The organism is Vibrio sp. Vb2131 (assembly GCF_033338535.1).
In the GTDB taxonomy this organism is placed as follows: domain Bacteria; phylum Pseudomonadota; class Gammaproteobacteria; order Enterobacterales; family Vibrionaceae; genus Vibrio; species Vibrio alginolyticus.
Genome location: NZ_JAWOSW010000022.1, coordinates 1 through 26,420 on the forward strand (window position 1 = coordinate 1; position 26,420 = coordinate 26,420).

The 26,420-nt window shown below is 43.9% G+C and carries 27 protein-coding genes and 1 pseudogene; 19 read left to right on the forward strand and 9 right to left on the reverse strand.

What is annotated here, in order from left to right; translation table 11 throughout:
* Positions 1-123: 123 nt before the first annotated feature.
* The gene (gene rpmE, locus R7E38_RS19495) at positions 124-345 is read right to left on the reverse strand and encodes a 50S ribosomal protein L31 (protein WP_005379546.1); all 222 of its coding nucleotides are present in this window, start codon (positions 343-345) and stop codon (positions 124-126) included.
* A gap of 296 nt (positions 346-641) precedes the next feature.
* Here rpmE and priA point away from each other — a divergent pair, with 296 nt between their 5' ends.
* The 5 genes from priA to hslU all read left to right on the forward strand — a co-directional run bounded on the left by priA (position 642) and on the right by hslU (position 6,970).
* A complete protein-coding gene (priA, locus tag R7E38_RS19500; RefSeq protein WP_140362776.1) occupies positions 642-2,846 on the forward strand; it encodes a primosomal protein N' in 2,205 nt (734 codons plus the stop codon).
* Between the two features lie 302 nt (positions 2,847-3,148).
* Positions 3,149-4,177 carry a DNA-binding transcriptional regulator CytR gene (gene cytR / locus R7E38_RS19505; protein WP_257978021.1) on the forward strand — a complete coding sequence of 343 codons (1,029 nt, stop codon included), beginning with the start codon at positions 3,149-3,151 and terminating at the stop codon, positions 4,175-4,177.
* Positions 4,178-4,399: 222 nt separating this feature from the next.
* Positions 4,400-4,948, forward strand: a complete 549-nt coding sequence (ftsN, locus tag R7E38_RS19510; protein WP_025998522.1) for a cell division protein FtsN — start codon at positions 4,400-4,402, stop codon at positions 4,946-4,948.
* Positions 4,949-5,063: 115 nt separating this feature from the next.
* On the forward strand, positions 5,064-5,615 hold the full coding sequence (gene hslV / locus R7E38_RS19515) for an ATP-dependent protease subunit HslV (protein ID WP_005383176.1): 552 nt from the start codon (positions 5,064-5,066) through the stop codon (positions 5,613-5,615).
* Between the two features lie 23 nt (positions 5,616-5,638).
* Positions 5,639-6,970, forward strand: coding sequence for an HslU--HslV peptidase ATPase subunit (hslU, locus tag R7E38_RS19520; RefSeq protein WP_017633435.1), 1,332 nt, complete (start codon positions 5,639-5,641; stop codon positions 6,968-6,970).
* A 163-nt stretch (positions 6,971-7,133) separates the two neighbouring features.
* Here hslU and R7E38_RS19525 read toward each other — a convergent pair whose 3' ends face one another.
* Complete coding sequence (locus R7E38_RS19525; RefSeq protein WP_064353571.1) at positions 7,134-7,358, reverse strand: hypothetical protein; 225 nt, start codon at positions 7,356-7,358, stop codon at positions 7,134-7,136.
* Between the two features lie 403 nt (positions 7,359-7,761).
* Here R7E38_RS19525 and radC point away from each other — a divergent pair, with 403 nt between their 5' ends.
* The 4 genes from radC (at position 7,762) to R7E38_RS19545 (ending at position 10,756) form a co-directional block, all read left to right on the forward strand.
* Positions 7,762-8,235 (forward strand): RadC family protein, encoded by a 474-nt coding sequence (radC, locus tag R7E38_RS19530; protein ID WP_064353570.1) that lies wholly within the window; start codon positions 7,762-7,764, stop codon positions 8,233-8,235.
* The gene (locus R7E38_RS19535) at positions 8,232-8,663 is read left to right on the forward strand and encodes a DUF2787 family protein (RefSeq protein ID WP_024703421.1); all 432 of its coding nucleotides are present in this window, start codon (positions 8,232-8,234) and stop codon (positions 8,661-8,663) included. Before radC ends, R7E38_RS19535 begins: the two co-directional genes overlap by 4 nt.
* A 114-nt stretch (positions 8,664-8,777) precedes the next feature.
* Positions 8,778-9,602: a helix-turn-helix transcriptional regulator gene (locus R7E38_RS19540; protein ID WP_025998521.1), complete on the forward strand. Its 825-nt coding sequence runs from the start codon at positions 8,778-8,780 to the stop codon at positions 9,600-9,602.
* The gene (locus R7E38_RS19545; RefSeq protein ID WP_140367213.1) at positions 9,599-10,756 is read left to right on the forward strand and encodes a hypothetical protein; all 1,158 of its coding nucleotides are present in this window, start codon (positions 9,599-9,601) and stop codon (positions 10,754-10,756) included. Before R7E38_RS19540 ends, R7E38_RS19545 begins: the two co-directional genes overlap by 4 nt.
* Positions 10,757-11,131: 375 nt before the next feature.
* Here R7E38_RS19545 and R7E38_RS19550 read toward each other — a convergent pair whose 3' ends face one another.
* The gene (locus tag R7E38_RS19550) at positions 11,132-11,788 is read right to left on the reverse strand and encodes an inovirus Gp2 family protein (protein WP_198039096.1); all 657 of its coding nucleotides are present in this window, start codon (positions 11,786-11,788) and stop codon (positions 11,132-11,134) included.
* A 398-nt stretch (positions 11,789-12,186) separates the two neighbouring features.
* Between R7E38_RS19550 and R7E38_RS19555 the strand changes: the two genes are divergently transcribed.
* From R7E38_RS19555 to rraA, 3 genes are all read left to right on the forward strand, one after another.
* Positions 12,187-12,990 carry a hypothetical protein gene (locus R7E38_RS19555; RefSeq protein WP_318081989.1) on the forward strand — a complete coding sequence of 268 codons (804 nt, stop codon included), beginning with the start codon at positions 12,187-12,189 and terminating at the stop codon, positions 12,988-12,990.
* 128 nt (positions 12,991-13,118) lie between these two features.
* On the forward strand, positions 13,119-14,036 hold the full coding sequence (locus R7E38_RS19560) for a 1,4-dihydroxy-2-naphthoate polyprenyltransferase (protein ID WP_213869763.1): 918 nt from the start codon (positions 13,119-13,121) through the stop codon (positions 14,034-14,036).
* A 76-nt stretch (positions 14,037-14,112) separates the two neighbouring features.
* A complete protein-coding gene (gene rraA, locus R7E38_RS19565; RefSeq protein ID WP_318081990.1) occupies positions 14,113-14,619 on the forward strand; it encodes a ribonuclease E activity regulator RraA in 507 nt (168 codons plus the stop codon).
* 135 nt (positions 14,620-14,754) lie between these two features.
* Here rraA and zapB read toward each other — a convergent pair whose 3' ends face one another.
* A complete protein-coding gene (gene zapB / locus R7E38_RS19570; RefSeq protein ID WP_005379536.1) occupies positions 14,755-14,997 on the reverse strand; it encodes a cell division protein ZapB in 243 nt (80 codons plus the stop codon).
* A 348-nt stretch (positions 14,998-15,345) separates the two neighbouring features.
* On the opposite strand from zapB, the gene glpX reads away from it, so the two are divergent.
* From glpX to R7E38_RS19585, 3 genes are all read left to right on the forward strand, one after another.
* A complete protein-coding gene (gene glpX, locus R7E38_RS19575) occupies positions 15,346-16,353 on the forward strand; it encodes a class II fructose-bisphosphatase (RefSeq protein WP_265571231.1) in 1,008 nt (335 codons plus the stop codon).
* 215 nt (positions 16,354-16,568) lie between these two features.
* The gene (locus tag R7E38_RS19580; protein ID WP_318081991.1) at positions 16,569-17,183 is read left to right on the forward strand and encodes a metalloregulator ArsR/SmtB family transcription factor; all 615 of its coding nucleotides are present in this window, start codon (positions 16,569-16,571) and stop codon (positions 17,181-17,183) included.
* A gap of 157 nt (positions 17,184-17,340) precedes the next feature.
* Positions 17,341-17,691 carry a DUF3135 domain-containing protein gene (locus tag R7E38_RS19585; RefSeq protein ID WP_318081992.1) on the forward strand — a complete coding sequence of 117 codons (351 nt, stop codon included), beginning with the start codon at positions 17,341-17,343 and terminating at the stop codon, positions 17,689-17,691.
* Between the two features lie 74 nt (positions 17,692-17,765).
* Here R7E38_RS19585 and R7E38_RS19590 read toward each other — a convergent pair whose 3' ends face one another.
* Positions 17,766-18,191 carry a DUF805 domain-containing protein gene (locus tag R7E38_RS19590; RefSeq protein WP_318081993.1) on the reverse strand — a complete coding sequence of 142 codons (426 nt, stop codon included), beginning with the start codon at positions 18,189-18,191 and terminating at the stop codon, positions 17,766-17,768.
* 101 nt (positions 18,192-18,292) lie between these two features.
* Positions 18,293-18,640 carry a 5-carboxymethyl-2-hydroxymuconate isomerase gene (locus tag R7E38_RS19595; protein ID WP_318081994.1) on the reverse strand — a complete coding sequence of 116 codons (348 nt, stop codon included), beginning with the start codon at positions 18,638-18,640 and terminating at the stop codon, positions 18,293-18,295.
* Positions 18,641-18,913: 273 nt separating this feature from the next.
* Between R7E38_RS19595 and tpiA the strand changes: the two genes are divergently transcribed.
* Positions 18,914-19,684, forward strand: coding sequence for a triose-phosphate isomerase (tpiA, locus tag R7E38_RS19600; RefSeq protein ID WP_014230647.1), 771 nt, complete (start codon positions 18,914-18,916; stop codon positions 19,682-19,684).
* 156 nt (positions 19,685-19,840) lie between these two features.
* On the opposite strand, the gene R7E38_RS19605 is transcribed toward tpiA, so the two are convergent.
* Positions 19,841-20,227 carry a YrbL family protein gene (locus tag R7E38_RS19605; RefSeq protein WP_318081995.1) on the reverse strand — a complete coding sequence of 129 codons (387 nt, stop codon included), beginning with the start codon at positions 20,225-20,227 and terminating at the stop codon, positions 19,841-19,843.
* A gap of 266 nt (positions 20,228-20,493) precedes the next feature.
* On the opposite strand from R7E38_RS19605, the pseudogene istA reads away from it, so the two are divergent.
* From istA to R7E38_RS19620, 3 genes and pseudogenes are all read left to right on the forward strand, one after another.
* A pseudogene (istA, locus tag R7E38_RS19610) lies at positions 20,494-21,513 on the forward strand (IS21 family transposase).
* Entirely contained in the window at positions 21,510-22,292 is a 783-nt protein-coding gene (gene istB, locus R7E38_RS19615; RefSeq protein WP_318081996.1) for an IS21-like element helper ATPase IstB, read from the forward strand. The pseudogene istA and the gene istB overlap by 4 nt, the downstream one beginning before the upstream one ends.
* A 555-nt stretch (positions 22,293-22,847) precedes the next feature.
* Positions 22,848-24,197 carry an MBL fold metallo-hydrolase gene (locus tag R7E38_RS19620; RefSeq protein WP_318081997.1) on the forward strand — a complete coding sequence of 450 codons (1,350 nt, stop codon included), beginning with the start codon at positions 22,848-22,850 and terminating at the stop codon, positions 24,195-24,197.
* Between the two features lie 49 nt (positions 24,198-24,246).
* On the opposite strand, the gene galU is transcribed toward R7E38_RS19620, so the two are convergent.
* Positions 24,247-25,116 carry a UTP--glucose-1-phosphate uridylyltransferase GalU gene (gene galU, locus R7E38_RS19625; RefSeq protein ID WP_318081998.1) on the reverse strand — a complete coding sequence of 290 codons (870 nt, stop codon included), beginning with the start codon at positions 25,114-25,116 and terminating at the stop codon, positions 24,247-24,249.
* Between the two features lie 62 nt (positions 25,117-25,178).
* Complete coding sequence (locus tag R7E38_RS19630; protein WP_318081999.1) at positions 25,179-26,345, reverse strand: nucleotide sugar dehydrogenase; 1,167 nt, start codon at positions 26,343-26,345, stop codon at positions 25,179-25,181.
* Between the last annotated feature and the right edge of the window lie 75 nt (positions 26,346-26,420).

The window sequence follows — 26,420 nt, forward strand, 5'->3', positions numbered from 1 at the left end:
GTAGTTTTACAGGCAAAGCCGAAACGGATGATAACCACCTACTGAAGTAGGTGGTTTAGGGCTGAAAACAAAAAGGACGCCGAAGCGTCCTTTTCTAAACTGTAATCGTAATAGCGGCTGCTATTATTTCTTACCGCTTGATAGTGCACCGAAACGCTTGTTGAAGCGATCAACACGGCCGCCTGTATCAACGATACGTTGCTTACCAGTGTAGAATGGGTGACACTTGTCACATACGTCTAGGTGGATAGACTCTTTACCTAGAGTAGAGTTGAACTCAAAAGAGTTGCCGCAAGAACAAGTCGCTTTTACTGCTTTGTATTCTGGGTGGATACCAGCTTTCATGGGATAACCTCAATAGTAGGCCGTGTCGCTATACGAATCTAAGCCGCACACCACACGCAATTAATAATAAAATGGGATACCGCATCAACTAATTGCCGAAGCCATATCTCAAGGCGCGATATAGTAAAGAATCACATTGCTCGGATCAACACATTTGGCAACTTTTTCGCCACTTTTTTAGCCAGACTAATCATAGAGGCACGATTCACGCTGAATCGCATTGCTTTACTCGAATTTCCATACCGATTTTAATAGACTCTCATTTCCTTTCCCTCTTTTTTAATAGCTAAGAATTTATGCGTCCAACCATTGCTAGAGTGGCATTACCCGTTCCGCTCGACAAACAATTTGATTACGCCATTCCGGGGCACCTGTTTCCGATCATTGGTGGACGCGTTTCCGTACCTTTTGGACGCCAAACGTTAGTTGGCATCGTCACCGCGATGGTTAATCACTCGGACTTTCCCAAAGATCAACTCAAGCCAATCAAAGCAGTTCTTGATTCTCAGCCGATATGGTCTGAAAAGCTTTATTCGTTGCTGACTTGGTGCAGCCAGTTCTACCAATACCCACTTGGAGATACGCTACACAATGCGATGCCAGCAGCTCTACGTAAAGGAAAGCCTGCAGATTTTGCGACGCTACAAGAGTGGCAAATTACCGAATCCGGTAAAGACAAGCTGATGCAAGGGCTTGATCGTCGAGCGGTCAAACAACAGAAGGTCTTGCAAATGTTGGTTAACGGCGCTTTGCCTCACCAGGAATTTGTCGACCAAGAGATAGCCTCAACAGTACTAAAGTCTTTAGAAGAGAAAGGCTGGATTGAACGTATCGAGAAGAGGCCTGTAATCACCCAGTGGGGACAGCACGTTGAATGCGACGTCGAGAAGCCAAAGATCAACCACGAACAAGCGCTGGCTATTGCGAGTGTAAATAGCCAAACAGGTTTTGCCTCCTATTTATTAGAAGGCGTCACGGGCTCAGGTAAGACAGAAGTGTACCTCAACCTGATCAAGCCGGTCTTAGAGAAAGGTAAACAAGCCTTGGTTTTAGTACCAGAGATTGGCTTAACGCCCCAAACCATCAACCGCTTTAAACGCCGTTTTAATGTGCCAGTTGACGTCATCCACTCCGGGTTAAACGAGACGGAGCGTCTGAATGCGTGGCTTTCTGCACGCGACAAAGCGGCCGGAATCATTATCGGCACACGCTCTGCCCTACTCACTCCCTTTGCGGATCTGGGCATCATTATTGTCGATGAAGAACACGACTCCTCATATAAGCAACAAGACAGCTTGCGCTACCACGCTCGTGATGTCGCGGTCATGCGTGCGCACAAGGAGCAAGTGCCTATTGTTCTGGGCTCAGCCACACCTGCACTGGAGACATTGCACAATGCCTTGTCAGGCAAGTATCACCATTTAACACTAACCCAACGAGCTGGCTCTGCCGTACCAACCACCAATAAAGTGTTAGATGTAAAAGGTCAGTATTTAGAAAGTGGCTTATCTGCCCAACTGATTGCCGAAATGCGCAAGCATTTAAAAGCTGGCAATCAAGTAATGTTGTTTCTTAACCGCCGAGGCTTTTCGCCCGCTTTGATGTGCCATGAATGCGGTTGGATTGCAGAATGTAAACGCTGTGATGCGTACTATACGTTCCACCATTACAGCAACGAAATACGCTGCCATCACTGCGGCTCACAACAACCGGTAATTCATCAGTGTCAGGGGTGTGGTTCAACTCAACTGGTTACCGTCGGCGTAGGAACGGAACAACTCGAACAACAATTGGCTCAGTTATTTCCAGAATACAACGCTATTCGCATCGACAGAGACAGCACACGTCGCAAAGGTAGTTTGGAAGATGCCCTTGAATCAATTCGTAAAGGTGAACATCAAATTCTGATTGGCACCCAAATGCTGGCTAAGGGGCACCATTTTCCAAATGTAACGCTCGTTGCTCTTTTGGATGTTGATGGCTCTCTCTATAGTAGCGACTTCCGCGCTTCCGAGAGACTAGCGCAGTTGTTTATTCAAGTCGCAGGTCGTGCCGGCCGCGCAAGTAAACCTGGCGAGGTTATCCTACAAACCCACCATCCTGAGCACAGCTTGCTGCAGGCCCTGCTTCAAAAAGACTATCGCCACTTTGCTATGACTGCTCTGGAAGAACGCAAACTGGCTCAGCTTCCGCCTTATAGTTTCTTGACTCTGTTCAAAGCAGAGGCAAACCAAAGTGAGGTAGTTGAAGACTTCCTGCGTCAGGTTCGTTTTACGTTAGAGTCACACCCTCTGTTCGATAGTTCTTGTATGGTATTAGGCCCAACTCCTTCACCTTTGGCTAAGCGGGCTGGTAAATACCGCTGGCAACTATTACTACAAACTCAACATCGTTCATTGATGCAAAAGTTATTAACCAGTGCCAAACCTGCTATTGAGTTGTTGCCAAATGCTAAGAAAGTACGCTGGAATTTAGACATAGAACCACAAGATCTCAGCTAGCAAACGTTTAACTATGTAATGAATTACCATTTAATGTGACCAAAATCACACCAAGATTGCAATTTTTGTTAAACAGACCGTAACTTTCACTTTAGAAATGAATAGACTATCCAAATTAGAAAAGTCTAAAGTGACTTGTTTGCACAGGCTTAAATTAAAACAATGACTATTCCCATAAATTGATATCGCGGTGAAGAATCCATTTTCCCACTCATTAACACGAACTGAGCGAAGAGCAAACACAGCTCTAACTCGGTCGATTACTCTGATTTCAAACCGGAATAACGTCACCTTGGCAAAAAATAAATGAGAGGTTAAAAACTATGGCGACAATGAAGGATGTTGCCCAGCTTGCGGGAGTGTCTACGGCTACGGTATCTCGAGCCTTAATGAATCCAGAGAAGGTCTCTTCTTCTACAAGAAAGAGAGTAGAAGAAGCCGTACTTGAAGCGGGTTATTCTCCAAACTCATTAGCGCGTAACTTACGTAGAAACGAATCAAAAACCATTGTTACTATCGTTCCCGACATCTGTGATCCTTATTTTTCTGAAATTATTCGCGGTATTGAAGATGCAGCCATGGAACATGGCTATCTAGTCCTTCTGGGCGATAGCGGACAACAGAAGAAACGCGAAAGCTCTTTCGTTAATCTCGTATTTACTAAGCAGGCAGATGGAATGCTACTGCTTGGTACAGATCTACCATTCGATGTCAGTAAGCCAGAACAAAAGAACTTACCTCCGATGGTAATGGCGTGTGAATTTGCGCCTGAACTCGAGCTTCCGACAGTACATATTGACAACCTGACCTCAGCATTTGAAGCGGTGAATTACCTGACCCAATTAGGTCATAAAAGCATTGCTCAAATCTCTGGACCAGATACAGCAATATTGTGTCAGTTCCGCCAACAAGGCTACCAACAAGCCCTGCGCCGTGCCGGCATCAATAAAGATCCACAATATAGTGTCATTACTGAATTCTCTTTTGATGGCGGAGCAAAAGCCGTTCGTAAACTGCTCGAATTGCCAGAGCCACCAACGGCTATTTTCTGTCACTGTGACACAATGGCCATCGGCGCAATTCAAGAAGCGAAAAAGCTTGGCTTACGAGTCCCGCAAGATCTCTCTGTTGTGGGCTTTGATGACATTAACTTCGCTCAGTACTGCGATCCACCGTTGACCACTATCTCTCAGCCTCGCTATGAGATTGGTCGACAAGCAATGCTAATGATGCTCGAGATGTTAAAAGGCCACGACGTGCATTCAGGCTCGCGTCTGCTTGAAACTAATCTCGTCATTCGCGGAAGTGCAGCGCCACCACAGCGCCCTTAACCTAAAGATTAGTATTCATCCCTAAAGCGGTGCTAAGGCGCCGCTTTTTATTTACCCTCCTGCTTTTTGTGTATCCCTGAATAAATATAAGCGAGAACTGAAACACCCCCCTATACTCGGGCGTTGTCGCGCTTTAGCTATCAAGATTCTATCAATAGGGTGTTTTCTCAACTCGTTCTGGATTAACATATTTGCAAGAATCCTTGATGACCAGAAATAACCGTGGCAAATAGAGATTATGTAAGACGGGGGCGAGGCGCCCCAAAAAAGTCGACAAAAAAACAGCCGCCGATAAGAAAAAAGCCTTGGCGTAGTGGTCTGCTCGCTATCTTGCTAGTGGGTAGTTTTGGCTATGGTCTTTACCTTTTGAGTAGCGATCCAGAACCTAAACAGCCTGTAGTGAAACAGCCAACAACCACTGTAAGTAAACCAAAACCGAAAAAAGATTTGCCGCCACCACCAGAAGAAAAATGGGAATATGTTGAGTCACTACCGAAACGTGAAGTTGAAGTTGTGGCCAAAGAAATTGAAGTTTCTAAAATTCCTTACATCATGCAGTGTGGCGCGTACAAAACCCAGGCACAAGCAGAAGAGCGCAAGCTTGCAATCGCATTCCAAGGGATGTCGAGCAAGATTCGTAAGAAAGAAGGCAGTTCATGGTATCGCGTGGTACTAGGTCCGTATAAGTTCAAACGTGATGCAGAACGTGACCGTCATAAACTGCAACGCGCGAAAATCGAGCCGTGCGCGATTTGGAAAGAAAATCTTTAAACTCAGGCCCTAGGAGCTAAGATCCTAGGGCCTTTCTTTTTGCCCCCTTGAATCCCCATTTCTCCTCCCCCATATACTGAATTAAATCCAAAGAGAAATAATCAAGAGGTCGACTGTGACTACCATTGTATCTGTACGTCGAAATAATAAAGTCGTCATCGCGGGTGATGGCCAAGTATCTCTAGGCAATACCGTAATGAAAGGTAATGCGCGCAAAGTTCGCCGCCTATACAACAACCAAGTACTAGCGGGCTTTGCCGGCGGTACTGCGGATGCCTTCACCCTTTTTGAGCGCTTCGAAAGCAAACTGCAAATGCACCAAGGTCACCTAACCAAAGCAGCAGTTGAGCTAGCCAAAGACTGGCGTAGCGATCGTGCTCTGCGCAAGCTCGAAGCCTTACTTGCCGTTGCCGACGAAACCGCATCGTTAATCATTACCGGTAATGGTGATGTCGTACAGCCAGAACACGACCTGATTGCGATTGGCTCTGGTGGTGCTTACGCACAAGCAGCAGCAACCGCCCTACTAGAAAACACAGATCTAGATGCTCGTGAGATCGCGGAAAAAGCTCTCAATATCGCGGGTGATATTTGTGTCTTCACTAACCATCACCACACGGTAGAAGAGCTAGACTCAACAGTAGAGCCTGAAAAACCAACCGCGTAATCGTAACGAAGTAAGGAAAGAATATGTCTGAAATGACGCCTCGCGAAATCGTTCATGAATTGAACCGCCACATTATCGGTCAAGAAAAAGCCAAGCGTTCGGTTGCGATTGCACTTCGTAACCGCTGGCGCCGCATGCAGCTTGAAGAAAACTTGCGTGCCGAAGTGACGCCCAAAAACATCTTGATGATTGGTCCTACTGGTGTTGGTAAGACCGAAATCGCACGACGCCTCGCAAAACTGGCAAATGCCCCTTTCATCAAAGTTGAAGCGACAAAATTCACCGAAGTGGGTTACGTTGGTAAAGAAGTTGAAACCATCATCCGTGATCTAACAGATGTCGCGGTAAAAATGACGCATCAACAAGCGATGGAAAAAGTGAAGTTCCGCGCAGAAGAGCAAGCGGAAGAACGTATTCTTGATGCGCTACTGCCACCGGCACGTGATAGCTGGGGTCAAGCAGAGCAAACGGAAGAGTCTTCTAACACTCGCCAGATCTTCCGTAAGAAACTGCGTGAGGGCCAACTAGACGATAAAGAAATTGAACTCGACGTAGCCGCACCACAAATGGGCGTAGAGATCATGGCGCCTCCTGGTATGGAAGAGATGACTAACCAGCTGCAAGGCATGTTCCAAAACCTCGCTGGCGACACAAAGAAAAAACGTAAGCTGAAAATCAAAGACGCAATGAAAGCGTTAGCGGAAGAAGAAGCGGCAAAACTGGTAAACCAAGAAGAGCTAAAAGAAGCAGCGATTTTCAACGTTGAAAACAACGGCATCGTATTTATCGATGAGATCGACAAGATCTGTAAACGCGGTGAGAGCTCAGGCCCAGACGTTTCACGCGAAGGTGTTCAGCGCGACCTACTTCCATTAATTGAAGGCAGCACAGTATCAACCAAGCACGGCATGGTAAAAACAGACCACATTCTGTTCGTTGCATCTGGTGCATTCCAAGTGGCAAAACCGTCTGACTTGATCCCAGAGTTGCAAGGTCGTCTACCAATTCGTGTTGAGCTAGAAGCACTAAGCAGCAACGACTTCAAACGTATTCTAACAGAGCCGAAAGCCTCTCTAACAGAGCAGTACGTTGCGTTGATGAAAACGGAAGATGTGGACATCGAGTTCACAGAAGACGGCATCACGCAAATCGCGGAAGCGGCATGGACGGTCAACGAAAGCACAGAAAACATCGGTGCTCGTCGCTTACACACCGTAATGGAACGCTTGATGGATGAAATCTCTTACGACGCAGCGGAGCAATCTGGCGCTAAATTCGTTATTGATTCCGCTTACGTGAAAGCGCGACTAGGCGATACGATTGAAGATGAAGATCTAAGCCGATTTATCCTATAAATAGTAAGATTCAATTAGCCTAGTGAATTACATTGTGTAAATGTGCACACTTGGAAACTTTCATTTGGTTAATGTAAGTTCATTTAAGCCATTACCGTCACGCCACTTTTAATAGGGATGACACTGTGTAATGGCTTTCTTTATCTACCTAAGATTTTGTAGCTTATAGTTCGTCACAATGCTCGTTAGGTTTGACAGTAAGGTCTTGCAAAGATGTGGATTGCACTGTTTGGTCAAGCAATGCTGCTGATGTTCCAACCAAAACAGACACAACAACACCACTAGATGTAATAGTTCCTTTCGGACCAAATACTGGCGCAGAAGCGATCACACCTGCAACACTCGCTGTTCCAGTAATAGCCCTACCAAGCGTTTGATACAAAGACATAAAAACTCCATTATTAATAAGTAGAAAAAGGGTTGCCGTCGGCAACCCTTTTTATGGAAAAACAAACTTTGCAACGTCTCGTTATCTAACAAGAGCACCGTATGCATCAAATGATATATATTTATAAATTTCCAACATCCGTACTCTTATTAGGTGAACTTAATTCTATCGTTCACTTCACAACTTTTATCTCTCCATTATTGAACAGTCTCCTAAGTCAAAGTAGGTAACAGCAATTTCAACATAGCCAGAACTAAATAGTCTAAGCTCAAAATTAAATGTTCTCTGAAAACTTACTTAGTTGTTAAACATTTAGAATTCTTTCCAACTTCCCTTGGAATCAATTATTTTCAGATATATGTCCTCTTAGTGAAGTTCCTATCGTTTCACTCTTGGAGGACCTATGCCGACCGATAACCTTCACTACCATAAACAAAAGAAACACCAAGAAAATGAAATCCTAGAGCATGCTGCTGAAATCCTAGCTAACCGCTACGTTCGAGGTAATGCCCTTTGTAACCCTGAAGCAACCAAAGAGTATGTTCGATTCAAACTAGCCAGCGCGGAGCACGAGGTTTTCGCTCTGCTACTACTTGATAACCAGCACCGTGTCATCGAGTTTAAATCACTCTTTAAAGGCACCATTGACTCCGCCAGCGTTTATCCGCGCGAGGTCGTCAAAAGCGTCTTGGAAGTGAATGCAGCGGCAGTCATTCTGGCGCATAACCACCCTTCTGGTGACCCTTCCCCATCTCAAGCGGATAGGCGTATCACACGCAAGCTTATCGACGCTTTAGCGTTAGTGGATGTAAGGGTGCTTGACCATATCGTTGTGGGAGAAAGTAGTGTCTCGTTTGCAGAAAAGGGGTGGATATGATCAACACTATTTATGGTGGTGTTTCTTTAGCGCCACAATTGCGTCAGCAGTTGGAGAAGCTATTGAAGGGGTACTCTTTACCTGACAATGCCAAACAGTTGCTCTTGACTTGCCGCCAATTAAGCTACTACCGCCATGGCCGAGGCATTCACCCTGTTGAAGTGCAGTTCCAACGCACTGCAAATTCAGAGCCCTGGCAAATTGTCTTCTTTATCAGCTTTTCTTACCCATTTGAGAGCGCGCTCAACGTTCAGCCTGAACTGTACTTTCATCTTGTCAAGGGATGGTGTTATCAGCCCGATACAGGGGCGGTAAACCTTGAACATCCAGAAGTAATCGACCTTCTTCAGGTATGGATGAAAACGTTCGCTCGGCATCTTTCAAGCATGGATTTTGACGAAATCGATTTATCCATCGTTGGAAAGTAAGCCTCTGCCCCCTTAATCACGACACTTCATGACGTAGGTGTGACAAATTTCGTCGTATCATTTTTGCTTAAGGCATTGATACGACAAGCTTTGTCGCGCCTTTTTGATATTGTCATACCCAACAAAACGAACCTTGTTGAACTGACCATGACGCCACCTAACCAAACTCAGTATCACCTTGAGCTTATCTTGGCGATTTACAACCTTATTCCTTACAATAAGAAAGTCACCGCCAGGCAAATTCAAGCTCAACTTTCCCCGCTTGGTTTAGAGCGCTCCTTGCGTACTATCCAACGTAATCTGTCCGCTATCTGTGCCATGTTTCCCAATGTAATGGTGGATGATAGAGACAAACCCTTTGGTTACCAAAAAACCGAAACTCTGAAGATGAGCACGACGGCTCACGAAGCGGTATTGATCTATTGGCTCATCGAGTCAACCAAGCATCATCTGCCTAGCAGCCTTGCTCCACTCTTAGATGACCTCCTTTCGAACATAACTCCTGAAGACATCAATAACATTCAAAATCATTGGTCATCCAAAGTTCCTATCACAGCCCCAACCCCATTGAGTAAACACGCTCAAGTCGATATCCAAATTTTTCAGATTGTATGTCTAGCGACACTTCAACAACGTCTTATCTCATTAAAGATAAACAAAGGAGACGGCACTCTACGCCTAACTAACGTTCAACCAATAAGTCTCGTACTCCATCACGGCAGCCCTTATCTCGTTTGGCGTACACACACGCATACCAAGTTGAACACCTTACCTCTTTGCAACATCCAGGAGGCCACGATGTCGAGCTTTCGCTTTGAGCTTCAAACAGATGCGACTCTGCTCTCGTCTGAAGTTAAAGAGCTGTTTGATATCGCTGACTCTCATCTTGAATTAAACAAAATAGTACCCTCTAAAACTTATTATGGAGAAATAGAATGAACCTATCTAAACCCCTACTTACCATCGCTCTCTTTACTATTCCTTTAGCCTTAATCGGATGTGGCGGCTCTTCTGGCGGGCGTGACAATAACGACTCAGGGCAATCATATCAATTTGGTGGTGCAGTACAGAAAGGTCCTCTACAGCCTGGTTCAGTCGTCACCACATATGAACTTAACCAAGACTTAGAAAAGACCGACATCTCTTACACCACTCAAATAGAGGACTATGAAGGTAATTACAACATGAATGAGCGATTCAATACGCCTTATGTCGAGCTCGTTGCACAGGGGAATTACTTTAATGAGCTGACAGGAAAAAGTGATGAGCAGATGCGCATGAGCGCTTTTGTCGATATGAACGCAACGACACAAGTGAACTTCAATGTCGCTACAGCGGCCATGAAAGCAAGTATCATGGCAAAGGTACAAGCCGGGCAGACCTTTGAGGAGGCGGTGCATGAGGCGACCACTGAGCTGCTAAGCCTTTATAGTTATGATCCTGAGCAATGGGCAGATGGCATTAACTTCTATAACGTCAACCTTTCTAACGCTGGCGATACCAGCACTGTGCTACTCGTGATCTCTGCAAGTACTTTAACTATGGCAACCGAAAACGGACTCACGTTAGAGCAACAAATCGAGAAAATTGGTCAGGTATTGTTAGAGCCTAACTCCGTTCAGTTTGAAGAAATGAAACAAGCTCTGACCAAGTACAGCCTAGCACTGTACAAAACAGCAGCTTACGAGAACACTCAGAAGTACTACGCAGACAACGGTCTAGACTTTGATATTCCACACGTAGATTACTTCATCGACATCGATGGTGACGGCGTGCTACCTAACAAAGACTTGCCTGTGTTTGCTTACACTGGCGGTGTTAATATCGGCTCTGATGAAATCGGAGGACTACGTCCAGCTGGTGCATGGGCTATCGACTACCAAGGTCGTCCTATGACATTCGAAGTTATTGGTGAATTCCAGCACGGTGAAATCGCATCAATTGAATACACTGATACTGGCGTTAGTATTTGGTATCGTCTAACGGATGTAGACTTTGAAGGTCAGTCATTCGAAGACTGCGTTACGGTTAATACAGTAAAACCTGCACCTGCTAACTTTCCATGGAAGGCATGTGTAACTCTAACCAAATAGTAATCTTCAGCAGATCGAAAAAATAGGAGGCCTAGCTTCCTATTTTTTTGTCAGACTCCCAATGTCATTATAGAGCACAACGAAGCGTACTCGGAAATAATACATGAATAACTAAGTACGTGAGACGGCATTTACACTGACACAGACGTAGGGGCCTGAGAACGGATACCATTAACACTACTGATGTTATCGAGGCCAATCTACCAACAGTGCATGACCGTACCACCGAATGCTGCGTGCTTATTTAGCATACCCCGAATGGCAAGTTGAACCTAAGAGACCATATGCTTCTCCAGTTATCTCTACACTTATAATCAATCTATAGAGCAATCACGTTTCGAAATACTAAACAGATGAGCAGATTAATATTAGCTATCATCCCTGACTAGTTCCAAAGCAACGTTTTCCTTCACCATAATGCTTCGTTCTATTTTTGGCAAAGTAACTGAGTCTTGTAAAGAGGGCCTGGTATTTATTCTCGAAGTCGTATTTATTTTGTTCTAAATAATGCGTACCTTTATAAACAAGTTGAACCAACCTATCTGCATTATCAACACACTCTCCTAGTGCGCTATTCCATGCATCCATAATGAGTCTTGCTAAACTTTCTTCATTATCTCTATAACCGCTACTCCAATATCTATCTTTATTAAAAAACAGGACAAGGTGATAGTGGTCATTTGTAGATTTATTCCTTTCCCTACACCAAACATACCGTAGGTGACATGGATATACCCTTTTACCACTCGCTTTCATTCTTTTTTCTTGCGCTTTTATTTTTGCCTTCAAGGATTCAAAGAATCGTTTAATGATATTTTTTTGATTAAATGTATTGTTCAAAATCTCATCTCTGAAAAGTATGTCTTTTTCACTGTCAGAAACAGGAAGTCTCAGATCCAGTCTTAACGCATGAACTCTCTTATAGTCTTTTAATACTTTAGACATGGTTAATATAATACGATCTAGATAGTGTTTATTGAGTTGATCGACCGGATAAAGAACCTCTAAACCTTTGTAAGTATAAGTCATCATTCATTCTCTTTGGTATTCATCCAAAGATATGAATTACTGTGTTATTTAATACATGGTATTTAAGGAGAGCATACCAATTCTACTAAGGTAGAGTGTGTAGGATATAAGTACTTAGTTAAGTGAGTATATACGGTTAACTATATATTTAATTATGTATGTATATTAACCATACCAACATATCTAGTAAGCGTTAATTCTAAGCCCCTGAACAACACATGCGAAAGAGCGACTCTGAAGTTAGCTACAACCATGAATGATTAGTGACAATCAACTTTTAACTTACATCACTGAAAAACTACATTGTAGTTTTGAAAGATAAAGGCTGAGCAGATTGAAACTACATTGTAGTAAATGTAAGATACTGGCTGATAAAAATTACTATTTAAGAGGGTTTAATTATGGAAGATTACGATGTAATGATTAAAGATGAAAACATGGGAAAGTTCTATACTAATCAGCTATCAACACATGGTATTAGAGCAGTATGGGACGAATCATTAAGTATTAAAGAAAATGAAAACATAATAAATACTACTCTTAAATCATACTCATTTGAAGATTGCAAAAGGATTGTCGGGAAAATAGAAGAAAAATACAATTCAATTTTATACATAAAAAATGAAATACGAAAAAATGAAAGGTTTTGTAATTTTTCATGGTTTTACATTCAAAAAAAACTATCCGGAAAACTATCATTAAATCCAAATGGAAGCAGTTTTAAAGAAAGAGTAGACTGGGTACTATCATATATAAGAAAGGTAAATAGAAGCAAGCATAGCCATATTGAACTAGAGAGGGGGATTGTGAGAAAGTGGTATTTATCACTTGATAAAACTGAGATCATTTCATGGTTGAAAGATGATGAGGAAAAAATAAAGTGGGCATGGAGCTACATACTTAAACATGAGCCTTTGGTTATTAAACACATTTGGAATAATAAAAGCTCAACGCAAGACCTGAAAGATTTCATTATCGCTTTTTTTGATGCAATTGAAGAGAACAAAAGAGAAATCACTATTAAGAGGATAAAAAAGGCATGGGATCAAAAGAAGTTTAGAGATAAAGTTCAATCTAAAAAGCAATATTGTATAAACTTATCTGAAAGCAGCAATGAAAAACTTAAAGCTATATCAATTTCAAAAAACATGAAAAGAAATAAAGTTATAGAATCACTCATAAATAATGAATACTTAAGGCTATAGGAACCTCGCTGTATTGCTTTTAATACTCATATTAGTTTACTTAATCGTCTCCTATTTGATTTAAGTTAATAGTGTACATAAAAATTTATGTCTATACTGGGCACATTGGTTACTAGCACGAAATTTCCATGAAACAATCTCTACAGATCTGGCTTGAAGCCGCTCGTCCAAAAACATTACCTCTGGCATTGGTCTCTATCTTAACAGGTAGCGTGCTCGCGTACTCGGCGGGTCATTTCTCACTGACGATTGCCATCATGGCTTTCGTAACCGCGACATTGCTGCAAATTCTGTCCAACCTGGCAAACGACTATGGCGATACCGTTCAAGGCACAGATAACGACAAACGCCTCGGCCCATTACGAGCGATGCAGTCTGGCGCGGTAAGTGCGAAACAAATGAAACAAGCAATTATCTTTAACATCGTTCTGACCGCTATCTCAGGCTTGGTGTTAGTTTTCTATTCACTAAGTTCATTGGAAAGCATTGTCACTTTTATCGGGCTGGGAATTTTGGCCATTCTCGCAGCCATTGCTTATACCATGGGTAGCAAACCATACGGTTACGTGGGGCTTGGCGATATATCAGTGTTCTTGTTTTTTGGTCTACTCGGCGTATCCGGTACCTACTTCTTGCATACTGGTCACGTAGACACCACGCTATTCTTACCTGCTTTAGGCTGCGGTTTACTCGCCGTTGCAGTACTCAATATCAACAATATGCGTGATATAGAGAACGACCGAGAGTGTGGTAAACGCACGGTGGCGGTACGCTTAGGTCAACGTAAAGCCAAACAGTACCACTTTATTTTACTTGGCGGAGCTATCCTTGCCTTTGCAGCTTACTTGTTAATTCAAGACAAACCCGTTTGGATTAGCTTGCCATTTTTACTTAGTATTTATTTCGTGGCCGATCATGGTAAAGCAGTTTGGCATACACAAAAGCCCGCTCAGATAGCACCAATGATGCCAGTCATCGTGAAATGCTCTCTAGTCACCAACGTTTTGTTTGCAACAATTGTGGTAGCTCAAACTCTAGTAAGTTAAAAAAGGATTGTCATTGCATTGACTTAATGCCTAGATATACTCAAAGACAACCAATTTCTGTTTAGAAAGGTACGCTATGGAATACAATACCTCAGCACTCTGTGATATTTACCTCGATCAGGTAGATGTGGTTGAACCAATGTTCAGTAACTTTGGCGGCCGCGCTTCATTTGCCGGGCAAATCACCACCATCAAGTGTTTTGAAGATAATTCGTTGATCCGCGAGACATTAGAGCAAGATGGACTTGGTCGCGTTTTGTTAATTGACGGTGGCGGTTCCCTACGTAAAGCCCTTATCGATGCAGAAATCGCAACCATTGCGGAAGAAAACGAGTGGGAAGGCATTGTCGTTTACGGCTGTGTTCGTGAAGTCGATGAACTTGAAGATATGAATTTAGGCATTCAAGCCCTCGCTTCTATTCCTGTTGGAGCGACCAGCCAGGGTATTGGCGAATTGGATGTACCAGTCAACTTTGGCGGCGTCAGCTTCTTACCTGAAGATTATATTTATGCCGATAGCACCGGAGTTATCCTGTCGTCTGAACCATTGAATATTGATTTAGAGTTGGACGAGGAAGCATAGCGAGTCTTAGGTGTCTAAGTTATAGGGTTTTCTCTTAGCTATTAGCGCCTAGCCTTGTCTTAACATTTTCTACTTCCCTAAAACACAAACACCCGCTTAACGCGGGTGTTTTTAATTTGGAATGAAGAAGCTGAATTATTCCACTTCGTCCATTTTGCCAAGTAGTGCACGAATGCGCTCTTGCCATTGTGCGTGCTCTTGCTGTGCTTGTTGTGCTTTTTGCTCTAGCTCTTCACGTTGAGAGCGAAGCTCGTTCGCTTCTTCCGCAAGTTTAGCTTTATCTTCTTTCAGCTCTTCGACTTCCATCTGAAGAAGAGTGATTGTGTCAACTGCAGTTTGAATTTTAGATTCTAGTTGTTCTAGTACTTCAAAAGACATCTTGGCCTACCTATGTTATTCCGTTGGGACGATGTGCGAGATTGATGCACACCTAACCTATATAAGGTTCATTCTACTCAGCGTCGCGATGAGAAACACTCACTATATTCGATATTTTGCATCATTCGGTCAAAAAATCAGCGCAATCTCACTAAACGCTGACTTTTCTTGTCACCGAAGCATTTTTGAGCAAGGATTTTGCGTCCCGCTACGCTGAAAATCGCCCTAAGTATTGATCAAATTCAAGTTAGATAAAGTAAAAGCCTCGCAAAAAGGCAAACGTTTACTCGACCTTGTGATAGAATCGCCGCGCAAATTCTTCTTCCCTCTTGCTTACTTGGAGACATCATGAAACGCGATTTAGCAATGGCATTTTCCCGTGTGACTGAAGGTGCAGCTCTGGCTGGTTACAAATGGCTTGGCCGTGGCGATAAAAACGCAGCCGATGGCGCAGCTGTTGAAGTTATGCGCACGCTACTGAACAAAACAGATATCAGTGGTGAAATTGTCATTGGTGAAGGTGAAATCGATGATGCGCCAATGCTATACATTGGTGAGCAAGTTGGTATTGGTGGTGATGAAGTGGATATTGCAGTCGACCCGATTGAAGGGACGCGTATGACGGCAATGGGACAATCGAACGCACTAGCCGTACTTGCCGCAGGTGAGAAAGGCAGCTTTCTTAAAGCGCCAGATATGTACATGGAAAAACTGGTTGTTGGCCCTGGCGCAAAAGGCGTAATTGACTTAGAGAAGCCGTTAAAAGAAAACCTAGAGAACGTAGCAAAAGCCCTGAACAAGCCACTTGATACCCTAGTCGTTATTACCCTTGCGAAACCTCGCCACGATGACATTATTGCAGCAATGCAAGCAATGGGTGTACGTGTCTTTGCGGTGCCTGATGGAGACGTGGCTGCCTCTATTCTGACTTGTATGCCAGACAGTGAAGTGGACATGATGTACTGTATTGGCGGCGCGCCAGAAGGGGTAGTATCAGCAGCGGTAATTCGAGCGCTAGATGGTGACATGCATGGTCGTCTGCTTCCTCGTCACGAAGTAAAAGGCGATACTGAAGAAAACCGCATTTACGGTGCAGATGAACTAAAACGCTGCGATGAAATGGGCGTAAAAGCGAATGTTGTCCTCAAAATGGAAGACATGGCTCGTAGCGACAATGTGGTATTTTCAGCAACAGGCATTACTAAAGGTGACTTGCTAGAAGGCATCTCTCGCCAAGGCAATATCGCAACCACAGAAACGCTGCTCGTGCGTGGTCGATGCCGTACTATTCGTCGCATTAAGTCGACTCACTACTTAGATCGTAAAGATCCAGAAGTGCGCGATATTATTCTTTAAGCATTTCTCGAGGCTCTCGCTCAGTCTGAGCTTGAGCCTTTCTTTCCGAACAACCGGGCAATAGATTCTGAATCACACTCGTTTCTCACTGTTCAGAGTGTATATATTGGTTCGCATAGAGATAGCACCTACAAAGCCACACTCAAATTAAGTCAACACTTTTCTTTACTAACCCTATCGCGCATAATATCTACTGACGTATAAATGGTGGGTATATGAAGACCGTAGATAGGATATTGCAAATCGTTAAGCGTGATGGTTCCGTCACTGCAAAACAACTCTCCTCTGAGCTAGGTATGACAACCATGGGGGCTCGTCAGCACCTGCAAGGTTTAGAAGATGATGGCATCCTGTCTATCTACGACGTCAAAGTCAAAGTCGGTCGCCCGACCAGACACTGGGCTCTTACTCAAAAAGGCCATGAGCAATTTGCCGACCGCCATGGTGAACTCACCGTACAATTCATCGAAGCCGTCGAACACATATTTGGTAAAGATGGCCTCGAGAAAGTGACCTCTGAACGCGAAAAGCTAACGTTACAAAACTATCGTCAACATCTTGATCAATGTGACACGCTGGAAAGCAAATTGAAAACGCTGGTCTCATTACGAGAACAAGAAGGCTACATGGCAGAGCTTGAGCAAGATGAGCACAGTTTTATCTTAATTGAGAACCACTGCCCTATTTGTAAAGCTGCTACACGTTGTCCTAGTCTCTGCCAGTCAGAACTAAGTGTGTTCCAAGCACTACTTGGCGATGAAACTCGTGTGGAACGCACTGAGCATATCATTAGCGGCCAGCGACGTTGCGTATACCGTATTCAAGCGTAGGCAATGATTAAAAACACGCAGTTCCTACCTAGAACTCATCTATAAAACCGCTCTCTTATATCTGAGACTACAGAGTCATTTCGACGTTCCGGCCTTCTCCGTGATATACGCTTTTAGTATCGAAGTGTAACTATCCGTATAGATTGGGAGACAAACGATGGCCAATCTGCGTAACCACAAACCGCAAACTCTGCCCTCTTTCGACGAGCTGATGAAAATGGCACAAGATGACCCGGAAGCTTTTGAGCAATTCCGACAAGATAAAGCCCGCGAAATGATAGAAGGCGCATCAGAAAGCATGCAGCCACGACTTTGGGCGCAGCAGAGCCATATAGACAGAGTGATCAACAACTGTAAAAACCCAAACCATGTCAACGTGGTATTGATGAATGAACTACAGAAACAAGTGATGAAGTTCAGAGAAGCGTTGCAAGGAACACCGCAACCTGAAAAGACACATAATGTGGTTCAGTTCAGCTCGCTGAGGGACAATGACGATTATTGTTGATGACTCTCGGATCCTGTAATAATCGCCCTTAAACTTATCAATCCGCTCACTGTTGCCCTAGCGAGCGGCATCATTTATCCAACCGGATCAGGACCGTACTGATTGGGGCCTTTCGTTCCTTTTAATAAACCACATTCAACCAAGATCCATACGCCACAAATTAAAGATATAGAAGCAATGAACAATTGCGGCGTAGCCGACTCTTGTGAAACTGGACTCGTCATTGGTGTAGCGAGCCGACCTAAAACCAAAGGAATATTAAGCGCTAACCAATAAATCGATTTATCACGATCGTGCCAGCGCTTTGTGGTAATCGCGAGATCAGGAATAAGCATGACCAAGAGAAAAATAGGCAGCAGAAGGTAAGAAAACGCGGGAAACAGCTGATTGATACCCACACCAAAACCTAAGATAGAAACGTAATAGACAATGTTCCATATCCAAAATGTTTTACGCCCGATGCGCCCTCGAAAAGAAAACAGTAGCTCTTTAGTCAACATTCACAATTATCCCAAAAATAAATAACTCTAGATTAGCCGAGCCCGTTCACTTTAGGAAGGAGCAACGTAAAACTAAAGACACGAGAAACAAGCTGTTACTATCAATTCACTACTTTCTGAAAACTCTCCACATCCATATCGCGAATGTTCACCGTTAGGCTGTGAACATGGCTGGCTTGTTCTTGAAGTACAACCATTAAGTCTCGGGATAACGCGCGTTTTTGTTCTGACGTTCTTCCTTCCAGTAACTCAAAGTTTACATGGATAAAATCCAGACTGTCGCCTTCTTCACCTATTAGCCAGTTATGGCAGCGGAGTGTTCTTGACTTCACTGATGCCAATTCAAAAAGGCCGCAATCCAAGGCTGCTCTATGTAAATCTTCCAGTAAACCTTGAACGTTGACGCGCTCTTCCACTGAGTTCGAGTACTCTAAAACCAAATTTGGCATTTTGATTCCTTTCTACAACATTAAAATCCAGTGCGTAGTAATACCAATCCAAGCTGCAATTTCCGAGGAATGAACTATCATTCTGTCTACGTGATCACCAATCGATTGCTTTTGATTACTTTTGATAGAACTGACAGAAACAAGTGCTACGCTGACCAGATGTACAAAGCCGAACAAGACATGATACCAATCATGATCTGTTCAAATTATTCTGTTATATTCTTTCGTAGATTTTTTACATTAATCATTAATAGATAATACGGAGATATTCCTATGCGTCGTCCTGTAGTTATGGGTAACTGGAAACTAAACGGCAGCAAAGCGATGGTAACTGAGCTGCTAACTGGTCTTAACGCTGAGCTTGAAGGCGTTGAAGGTGTTGACGTAGCAGTAGCTCCACCAGCACTTTACATCGATCTAGCTGAGCGCGTAATCGCAGAAGGCGGTAACAAGATCATTCTAGGTGCGCAAAACACTGACCTAAACAACAGCGGTGCTTTCACTGGCGACATGTCTCCAGAAATGTTGAAAGATTTCGGTGCTACTCACATCATCATCGGCCACTCTGAGCGTCGTGATTACCACAACGAATCAGACGAGTTCATCGCGAAGAAATTTAACTTCCTTAAAGAAAACGGCCTAACACCAGTTTTCTGTATCGGTGAATCTGAAGCACAAAACGAAGCAGGCGAAACTGAAGCAGTATGTGCTCGTCAAATCAACGCAGTTATCGACGCTTACGGCGTTGAAGCTCTAAACGGCGCAATCATTGCTTACGAACCAATCTGGGCAATCGGTACTGGTAAAGCAGCGACAGCTGAAGATGCACAACGCATCCACGCTTCTATCCGTGCACTAATCGCAGCAAAAGACGAAGCAGTTGCTGAGCAAGTAATCATCCAATACGGCGGTTCTGTTAAACCAGAAAACGCAGAAGCATACTTCTCACAACCAGACATCGATGGTGCTCTAGTTGGTGGTGCTTCTCTAGACGCGAAGAGCTTCGCAGCAATCGCTAAAGCAGCGGCAGCAGCAAAAGCTTAATTTTGTTTTTAAACAAATAAAAATAACAAAGGGATGCATCATGCATCCCTTTCTCTATCTCGGTTCAAAACCGTCACCCACCAACATCAAACCACCAAATAAAACACCTTCAAAGGTACAGGTCTTCAAACTTATCGATTTTTTTGCCGTAAGCCTCTAACTCTTCAACTGTTTTTTCTTCTTGATGAAAACGTGCAAGTTTTTCCTTAGAAATTTCTTAAACTTACGATTAATCTTTTTATGCATTAGGTAAGGGATAAAGTCCGATACCGGAATAAATTCTGTATTACCAAATCCATCAACCAAATAGAGTGTAATAGCCCCTTCAGCCTGCCTCACCAGCAAGTTCGTCAACACTAAATCACTTGGTATAACTCGGTTCTCGATCAAGTAATCTTTTAGAATTCGAATCTCCAACAGCAAATGGTCGATATCGAGTTCATTCCCTTGCTGCACAATATATTGTGCAAGGTTTAATGAAACTAACAGGTCCTCGTCCAAAACCACTTGCTGCTTAAAGCCAACTTGAGTCTCTGTTATCACCTTCCCCAAAAATTCTGGAATATGTGTGAACTGAACGCTTTTCTTTTTTAGTCACTCAAAAAACTCAATTTCTCGATAGGTTTCTTCGCAGCGTCTTTCTGGCTCAACTTCACACATTGAGCAGGATTGGAAGGGTTTTGAAAACAAACTCGCTCTGCACCTTTACCGATGTCATCGCCGATGTAAAACTGACCCACTAACGCCGATTTAAAATTGACCCACCTGAGTCAAACTATCCGTTCGTAACATGGACAAAGCGGCGGATTATGATCAATCAGGAGCAACTAGTGGAAATACACGTTTTACATCAGCAAGGGCGAAGCATCCGCCGCATCGCAAAGGATATGGGTATATCAAGGAATACCGTTCGCACTTATCTTCGAAATAAAGACAAAGCGCCTGTGTATCCCGAGCGTATATCTCGACCAACCAAGCTACAGCCTTACCATGACTACTTGCGTACTCGGATTGAAGCCGCAAAGCCTTATTGGATACCCGCAACTGTCTTACTACGTGAGCTAAAATCTCTCGGTTATGAAGGCGGTATAACGATGCTCAAGGAGTACATCAAACAGTACAAACCTAGTACGCCTGTCGAGCCTGTGGTTCGATTCGAGACATTGCCAGGTGAGCAGATGCAAGTCGACTTCACGACTATCACTCATTAAGGTGTGCGTGTTAAAGCCTTCGTGGCAACGCTGGGTTATAGCAGAGCGACGTTCGTTCGCTTTAGTGAACGAGAGCGACAAGAAGACTGGATAGAAGGGCTTGAAGAAGCGTTTGAATATTTCGGTGGCGTCCCCAAAGAAGTGCTGTTCGATAATGCGAAAGCCATCATGATAGAGCGAGATGCATATGGTGAAGGTGAGCACCGCTGGAACCCTGCGTTGCTCACCGCCGCCAAGAGATACAACTTTAAACCAAGAGCCTGTCGTCCATATCGCGCAAAGACTAAGGGAAAAGTGGAGCGATTTAACGCCTACTTGAAGAACAGCTTCGTCACTCCGCTTGCGGCAGCACTCAAGCAGCATGGACTTAAAATCACCGCCGATGTTCTTAATGGACATATCGGCGCATGGCTAGAAACCGTCGCTCATCAACGAACTCATGGTACGACAGGTGCCAAGCCTCAAGTTCTCTTAGATGAAGAGCGCTTTACACTTCAGTCTCTACCATCGCCGACACGTCCAGCCAAACCACTAACAATCAGCGATAGTGTGATGCCACTTGAGAGCTTCCAGCACCCTCTCTCAACCTATGACGCTCTGTTGGAGGTGCGAGTATGAACCTTCAAATGAATCGCATTGAAGCTGCTTGTGCTGCGCTGAAGTTACAAGCTATCGGTCAGGAATGGTCAAGACTGGCAGAAGTCGCCCACAGTCGTGAACTGAGCCTAGCCGATTACTTAGAGTCACTTCTGAGCGCAGAGCTGGAAGTGAGAGCAGAACGCACGAGAGTCACGCTGACTAAGTTCGCCAGCTTCCCGATGGAAAAAACGTTCGATGATTATGACTTCAAGTTCGCAACGGGTGCCCCGAGAAAACAGCTCAAGGAACTAACAGGGCTGGCGTTCATAGAGCGAAAGGAAAACGTGGTGTTACTTGGGCCAAGTGGCGTTGGTAAGAGCCACCTTGCAGTGAGTCTTGGTCAACTTGCAGTCCAAAAAGGTTTTAAAACGCGGTTCATCACGGCAGCAGACTTGATGCTTCAACTCTCTACTGCGAAAGCTCAAGGTAAACTAGAAAGTTACTTGAGACGCAGTGTACTTGCTCCCAAACTGCTTGTCGTCGATGAAATCGGGTATCTACCGTTCGGCAGAGAAGAGGCGAACTTGTTTTTCAACGTCATCGCCAAACGTTATGAGAAAGGCAGTATTATCGTGACCAGTAACTTGCCGTTCTCTCAATGGTCAAATGCATTCGCCGATGATACTACATTAACGGCCGCATTACTCGATAGGCTTCTTCATCACTCACACATCGTACAGATCAGCGGTGAAAGCTATCGATTAAAAGGAAAGAAGGCGGCTGGAACGATACCAGCGGTTCTAGAAAATCTATCTTAAGGTAAAGGTTAATTACGTGGGTGGGTCAATTTTACTTCGGCGATAACGTCGATAAGTGGGTCAGTTTTAAACTGGCGTTGACACCGATAACCGTCCAGTTTTGGAATTCATGATCTGATTGCATCTTTAACCTTTACATGTTTTCTCTTGTAATCGACAGCAGGAAAGCGCTTACGTTGTATTTACGAGAGGAACTCTTTGAACTTAATGCTAATTGTACCACGAACTTGGAAAACTGTGACGAGTCGCTCGCCTATTGGTAAGATAAGCCTCGTCCTAACTCATTTCCTCAACCCCGTCATTCCGAGAAGCTCCTGCGACATCAGGAATATCCAAACAGCAAATAAACCAATGCAAATACACTAAACAACAGCTAACTATTTCCGTATATTCTAAATTCTCCTTATTAACCCTTTAAGATGGCAATGTTTTTCGGTGCTAACCTCATCGCATTTCGTTAATTTTCCAACGAATTACATCCAATCCACTAGGTCATAAGCCTTACTCTTTTCTTACCTACTCACCTATGCTGAAGATAGAAGGAGAACTTAAGCCATGACGACACCAATCTCAGACATCGCCAGCGTTATCCATCATGGCGGAAAGCATACCGTTACGGGTTCCTGTCATGAACTTAAGCTCGACAATGGCAGTATTTTGATTGATTGCGGGCTCTTTCAAGGCAAGGATCTCAGCTTTAATGGTCGCAACTCCTCTCTGAACATTGAGTTTCCTATCGAACAGATAAGAGCGCTCGTTCTCACTCATGCTCATATAGATCACATTGGCAGATTGCCATGGTTACTAGCTGCTGGATTTAAAGGGCCAATATATTGCACGCAAGCAACGGCGGAACTCGTTCCCTTAATGCTTGAAGACGGCTTGAAACTGCAACTCGGTTTAAACTACCGCCAGCGACAACAAGTCCTCAATATCATCAAGAAGCAACTCAAACCTTGTGATTATCAGCAGTGGGTAGAAATCCCTGCTCTCGCACATGTCCGCTTCCAACCTGCAGGGCATATATTGGGCTCTGCGTATGTCGAATTTAAACTGTCAAATAATGAAGTTGTCGTTTTCTCCGGTGACTTAGGGCCATCGAATACGCCACTTTTGCCTGATCCACAATCGCCAGAGCGCGCGAACTACCTATTTATAGAATCCACCTACGGCGATAGACAGCATGAAGACATTGCGACACGTACAAAGCGTTTAAACGACATCATTGATCATGCGTTAAAAGATGGTGGTGTGATTCTGATCCCTGCTTTTAGTGTCGGCCGAACACAAGAGCTGCTATTTGATATTGAGCAATTGATTAACCAGCATGAATTGGCATCGTCATTACCGATCATCCTAGACTCCCCTCTAGCAAAAGAAGTGACAAAAACGTATCGACGTTTTAAAACCTTATGGAGTCAGGAAGCAAAACAAAGATTAGACAATCAACGCCATCCACTTGCTTTCGAACAGTGTATTACAGTTGAAAGTCACACCGAGCATACAGCCTTAGTAAGCCGACTCGCTTCAACTGATGAAACCGCCCTTGTTGTAGCCGCTTCCGGAATGTGTGAAGGCGGCAGAATCGTCAACTATTTGAAAGGCCTTCTTCCCGATGAAAGAAACGATGTGCTATTCGCAGGTTATCAAGCTCAAGGTACGTTAGGTGAGGCGATACTATCAGGCAATTCAGAGGTTGAGATAGATGCTCAAGAAATCCAAGTTAGTACCCAGATTCATACTATATCTGGTTATTCCGCCCATACAGACAAAAGTGATTTACTCAAATTTATTACTGGCATTCCCACACAACCAAAAGCCATTCATTTGATTCATGGGGAAGATGAAGCCCAACAAGTATTGGGGAAAGCGTTAGAAAAGAAAGGATTTTCGGTGGTTTATTGATGTATGAGGTTATAGGGCCTAGGACTTAAGTACCTGGGCCCTAACGTAATTAAGCAACCTGCTCGGCAGGCACTTCTTTAACCTGATTTTTCGAAGGTTTGTTGTAAATATTCTCAAAGCAGTAGTTTGTCGCTTCAATGTAACCTTCTACGCTACCACAGTCGAAGCGCTGACCTTTAAACTTGTACGCCAATACGCAGCCGTTTTGTGCCTGCTGCATCAGCGCATCCGTGATTTGAATTTCGCCACCTTTGCCCGGCTCAGTATTTTCAATTAATTCGAATATATCCGGAGTCAAAATATAGCGACCAATGATCGCCAGATTACTTGGTGCGGTGCCCGGCTCTGGCTTTTCAACCATATTGTCGATGCGGAAGATGTCATCTTTGATCATCTCACCCGCAATCACACCGTATTTATGCGTCTCTGTTTCTGGGACTTCTTGTACGGCGACAATCGAACAGCGGAACTGCTTGTACAACTCAACCATCTGCGCCAGCACACCTTTGTCTTCGTTAACACACAGGTCATCGGCCAATACCACAGCGAACGGTTCGTCACCCACTAGCTCACGCCCGGTCAGAATAGCATGACCCAAGCCTTTCATTTCACGCTGACGAATATAGGTATAGCTCGCTGAATCAATCAAAATACGGATATCATCTAATAGTACTTCTTTACTACTACCGCTAATTTGATGCTCTAACTCGTAGTTTTTATCGAAATGATCCATCAGTGAATGCTTGCCACGACCCGTCACAATACACATGCCATCCATGCCTGCTTCAATAGCTTCTTCGACGCCATACTCGATGAGTGGTTTGTTGACCACTGGCATCATTTCTTTTGGCATGGATTTAGTCGCAGGCAAGAAACGCGTACCGTAACCCGCTGCAGGGAATAGACATTTTTTTATCATTTTTAATTACCAACTGAAAAAAAGCTCCACGGAAGGAGCCTTTAGCTTTAAGAAAATTGAAATTAATCGCTACCAAACAGGTCACGTGTATAGACTTTATCAGCGACGTCAGCCAGTTCTTCTACCATACGGTTTGAAACAATCACATCAGCAGTCTGTTTGAACTCATTCAAGTCTTTTACGACACGAGAGTTGAAGAACTCCTCTTCTTGCAGAACAGGCTCATATACCACGACGTCAATGCCTTTTGCTTTGATGCGCTTCATGATCCCCTGAATAGAAGAAGCGCGGAAGTTATCAGAACCTGCCTTCATTATTAGGCGGTAAATACCGACGACTTTAGGCTGGCGTTTGATGATCGACTCGGCAATAAAGTCCTTGCGCGTGCGGTTTGCATCTACAATTGCACCAATGATGTTATTTGGTACATCTTGATAGTTTGCAAGAAGCTGCTTAGTGTCTTTTGGCAGACAGTAGCCACCGTAACCAAACGATGGATTATTGTAATGATTGCCAATACGAGGATCTAAACCGACACCTTCAATAATTTGGCGTGCGTCTAAGCCATGCGCTTCTGCATAAGAATCCAGCTCATTGAAATACGCAACACGCATCGCTAAATAAGTGTTTGAAAACAGCTTAACCGCTTCTGCTTCTGTTGAATCCGTAAACAGTACTTGAATGTCTTCTTTTACCGCACCCTCGACCAATAAACTTGCGAAAGTCTCGGCACGTTCACTTCGCTCACCGACAATAATACGAGATGGGTGTAGGTTGTCGTAAAGCGCTTTACCCTCGCGTAAAAACTCTGGAGAAAAGAGGATATTTTCACAACCCAGCTCTTGTTTAATGCGAGCCGTATAACCTACCGGAACCGTCGACTTGATGACCATCACCGCTTCAGGGTTTATCGCCATCACGTCTTTGATCACCGATTCAACTGAAGAGGTATTAAAGTAGTTGGTGGCCGGATCATAATCCGTCGGCGTCGCAATAACCACGTACTTAGCGCCGTCGTAAGCCTGCGCTTTATCTGTGGTCGCAACAAAATTAAGTGTTTTGTTTGCCAGAAAATCTTCAATTTCAACATCGGCGATAGGCGACTGTCTGTTGTTTAGTAATGCCACTTTGTCTGGGATGATATCGACCGCCACCACTTCGTGATGCTGAGCCAAAAGCATGGCGTTTGAAAGACCCACGTAGCCCGTACCTGCAACTGCAATTTTCATTCTATTATTTTCTCTTACATCTCTATCAATTACTGAAAACCAATGTCTCTATAATCAACTTACACCCTTGCTGTT

Excerpts from the sequence above, each read along its gene's own strand:
- radC (WP_064353570.1), top strand. The coding sequence starts at position 7,762 with ATGCCGACCGATAACCTTCACTACCATAAACAAAAGAAACACCAAGAA.
- tpiA (WP_014230647.1), top strand. The coding sequence starts at position 18,914 with ATGCGTCGTCCTGTAGTTATGGGTAACTGGAAACTAAACGGCAGCAAA.
- R7E38_RS19630 (WP_318081999.1), bottom strand. The coding sequence starts at position 26,345 with ATGAAAATTGCAGTTGCAGGTACGGGCTACGTGGGTCTTTCAAACGCC.
- R7E38_RS19620 (WP_318081997.1), top strand. The coding sequence starts at position 22,848 with ATGACGACACCAATCTCAGACATCGCCAGCGTTATCCATCATGGCGGA.
- R7E38_RS19560 (WP_213869763.1), top strand. The coding sequence starts at position 13,119 with ATGAAACAATCTCTACAGATCTGGCTTGAAGCCGCTCGTCCAAAAACA.
- R7E38_RS19545 (WP_140367213.1), top strand. The coding sequence starts at position 9,599 with ATGAACCTATCTAAACCCCTACTTACCATCGCTCTCTTTACTATTCCT.
- glpX (WP_265571231.1), top strand. The coding sequence starts at position 15,346 with ATGAAACGCGATTTAGCAATGGCATTTTCCCGTGTGACTGAAGGTGCA.
- zapB (WP_005379536.1), bottom strand. The coding sequence starts at position 14,997 with ATGTCTTTTGAAGTACTAGAACAACTAGAATCTAAAATTCAAACTGCA.
- R7E38_RS19595 (WP_318081994.1), bottom strand. The coding sequence starts at position 18,640 with ATGCCAAATTTGGTTTTAGAGTACTCGAACTCAGTGGAAGAGCGCGTC.
- R7E38_RS19585 (WP_318081992.1), top strand. The coding sequence starts at position 17,341 with ATGGCCAATCTGCGTAACCACAAACCGCAAACTCTGCCCTCTTTCGAC.
- R7E38_RS19590 (WP_318081993.1), bottom strand. The coding sequence starts at position 18,191 with ATGTTGACTAAAGAGCTACTGTTTTCTTTTCGAGGGCGCATCGGGCGT.
- R7E38_RS19580 (WP_318081991.1), top strand. The coding sequence starts at position 16,569 with ATGAAGACCGTAGATAGGATATTGCAAATCGTTAAGCGTGATGGTTCC.
- priA (WP_140362776.1), top strand. The coding sequence starts at position 642 with ATGCGTCCAACCATTGCTAGAGTGGCATTACCCGTTCCGCTCGACAAA.
- R7E38_RS19525 (WP_064353571.1), bottom strand. The coding sequence starts at position 7,358 with ATGTCTTTGTATCAAACGCTTGGTAGGGCTATTACTGGAACAGCGAGT.
- R7E38_RS19555 (WP_318081989.1), top strand. The coding sequence starts at position 12,187 with ATGGAAGATTACGATGTAATGATTAAAGATGAAAACATGGGAAAGTTC.
- rpmE (WP_005379546.1), bottom strand. The coding sequence starts at position 345 with ATGAAAGCTGGTATCCACCCAGAATACAAAGCAGTAAAAGCGACTTGT.
- galU (WP_318081998.1), bottom strand. The coding sequence starts at position 25,116 with ATGATAAAAAAATGTCTATTCCCTGCAGCGGGTTACGGTACGCGTTTC.
- hslU (WP_017633435.1), top strand. The coding sequence starts at position 5,639 with ATGTCTGAAATGACGCCTCGCGAAATCGTTCATGAATTGAACCGCCAC.
- R7E38_RS19535 (WP_024703421.1), top strand. The coding sequence starts at position 8,232 with ATGATCAACACTATTTATGGTGGTGTTTCTTTAGCGCCACAATTGCGT.
- istB (WP_318081996.1), top strand. The coding sequence starts at position 21,510 with ATGAACCTTCAAATGAATCGCATTGAAGCTGCTTGTGCTGCGCTGAAG.
- R7E38_RS19550 (WP_198039096.1), bottom strand. The coding sequence starts at position 11,788 with ATGATGACTTATACTTACAAAGGTTTAGAGGTTCTTTATCCGGTCGAT.
- rraA (WP_318081990.1), top strand. The coding sequence starts at position 14,113 with ATGGAATACAATACCTCAGCACTCTGTGATATTTACCTCGATCAGGTA.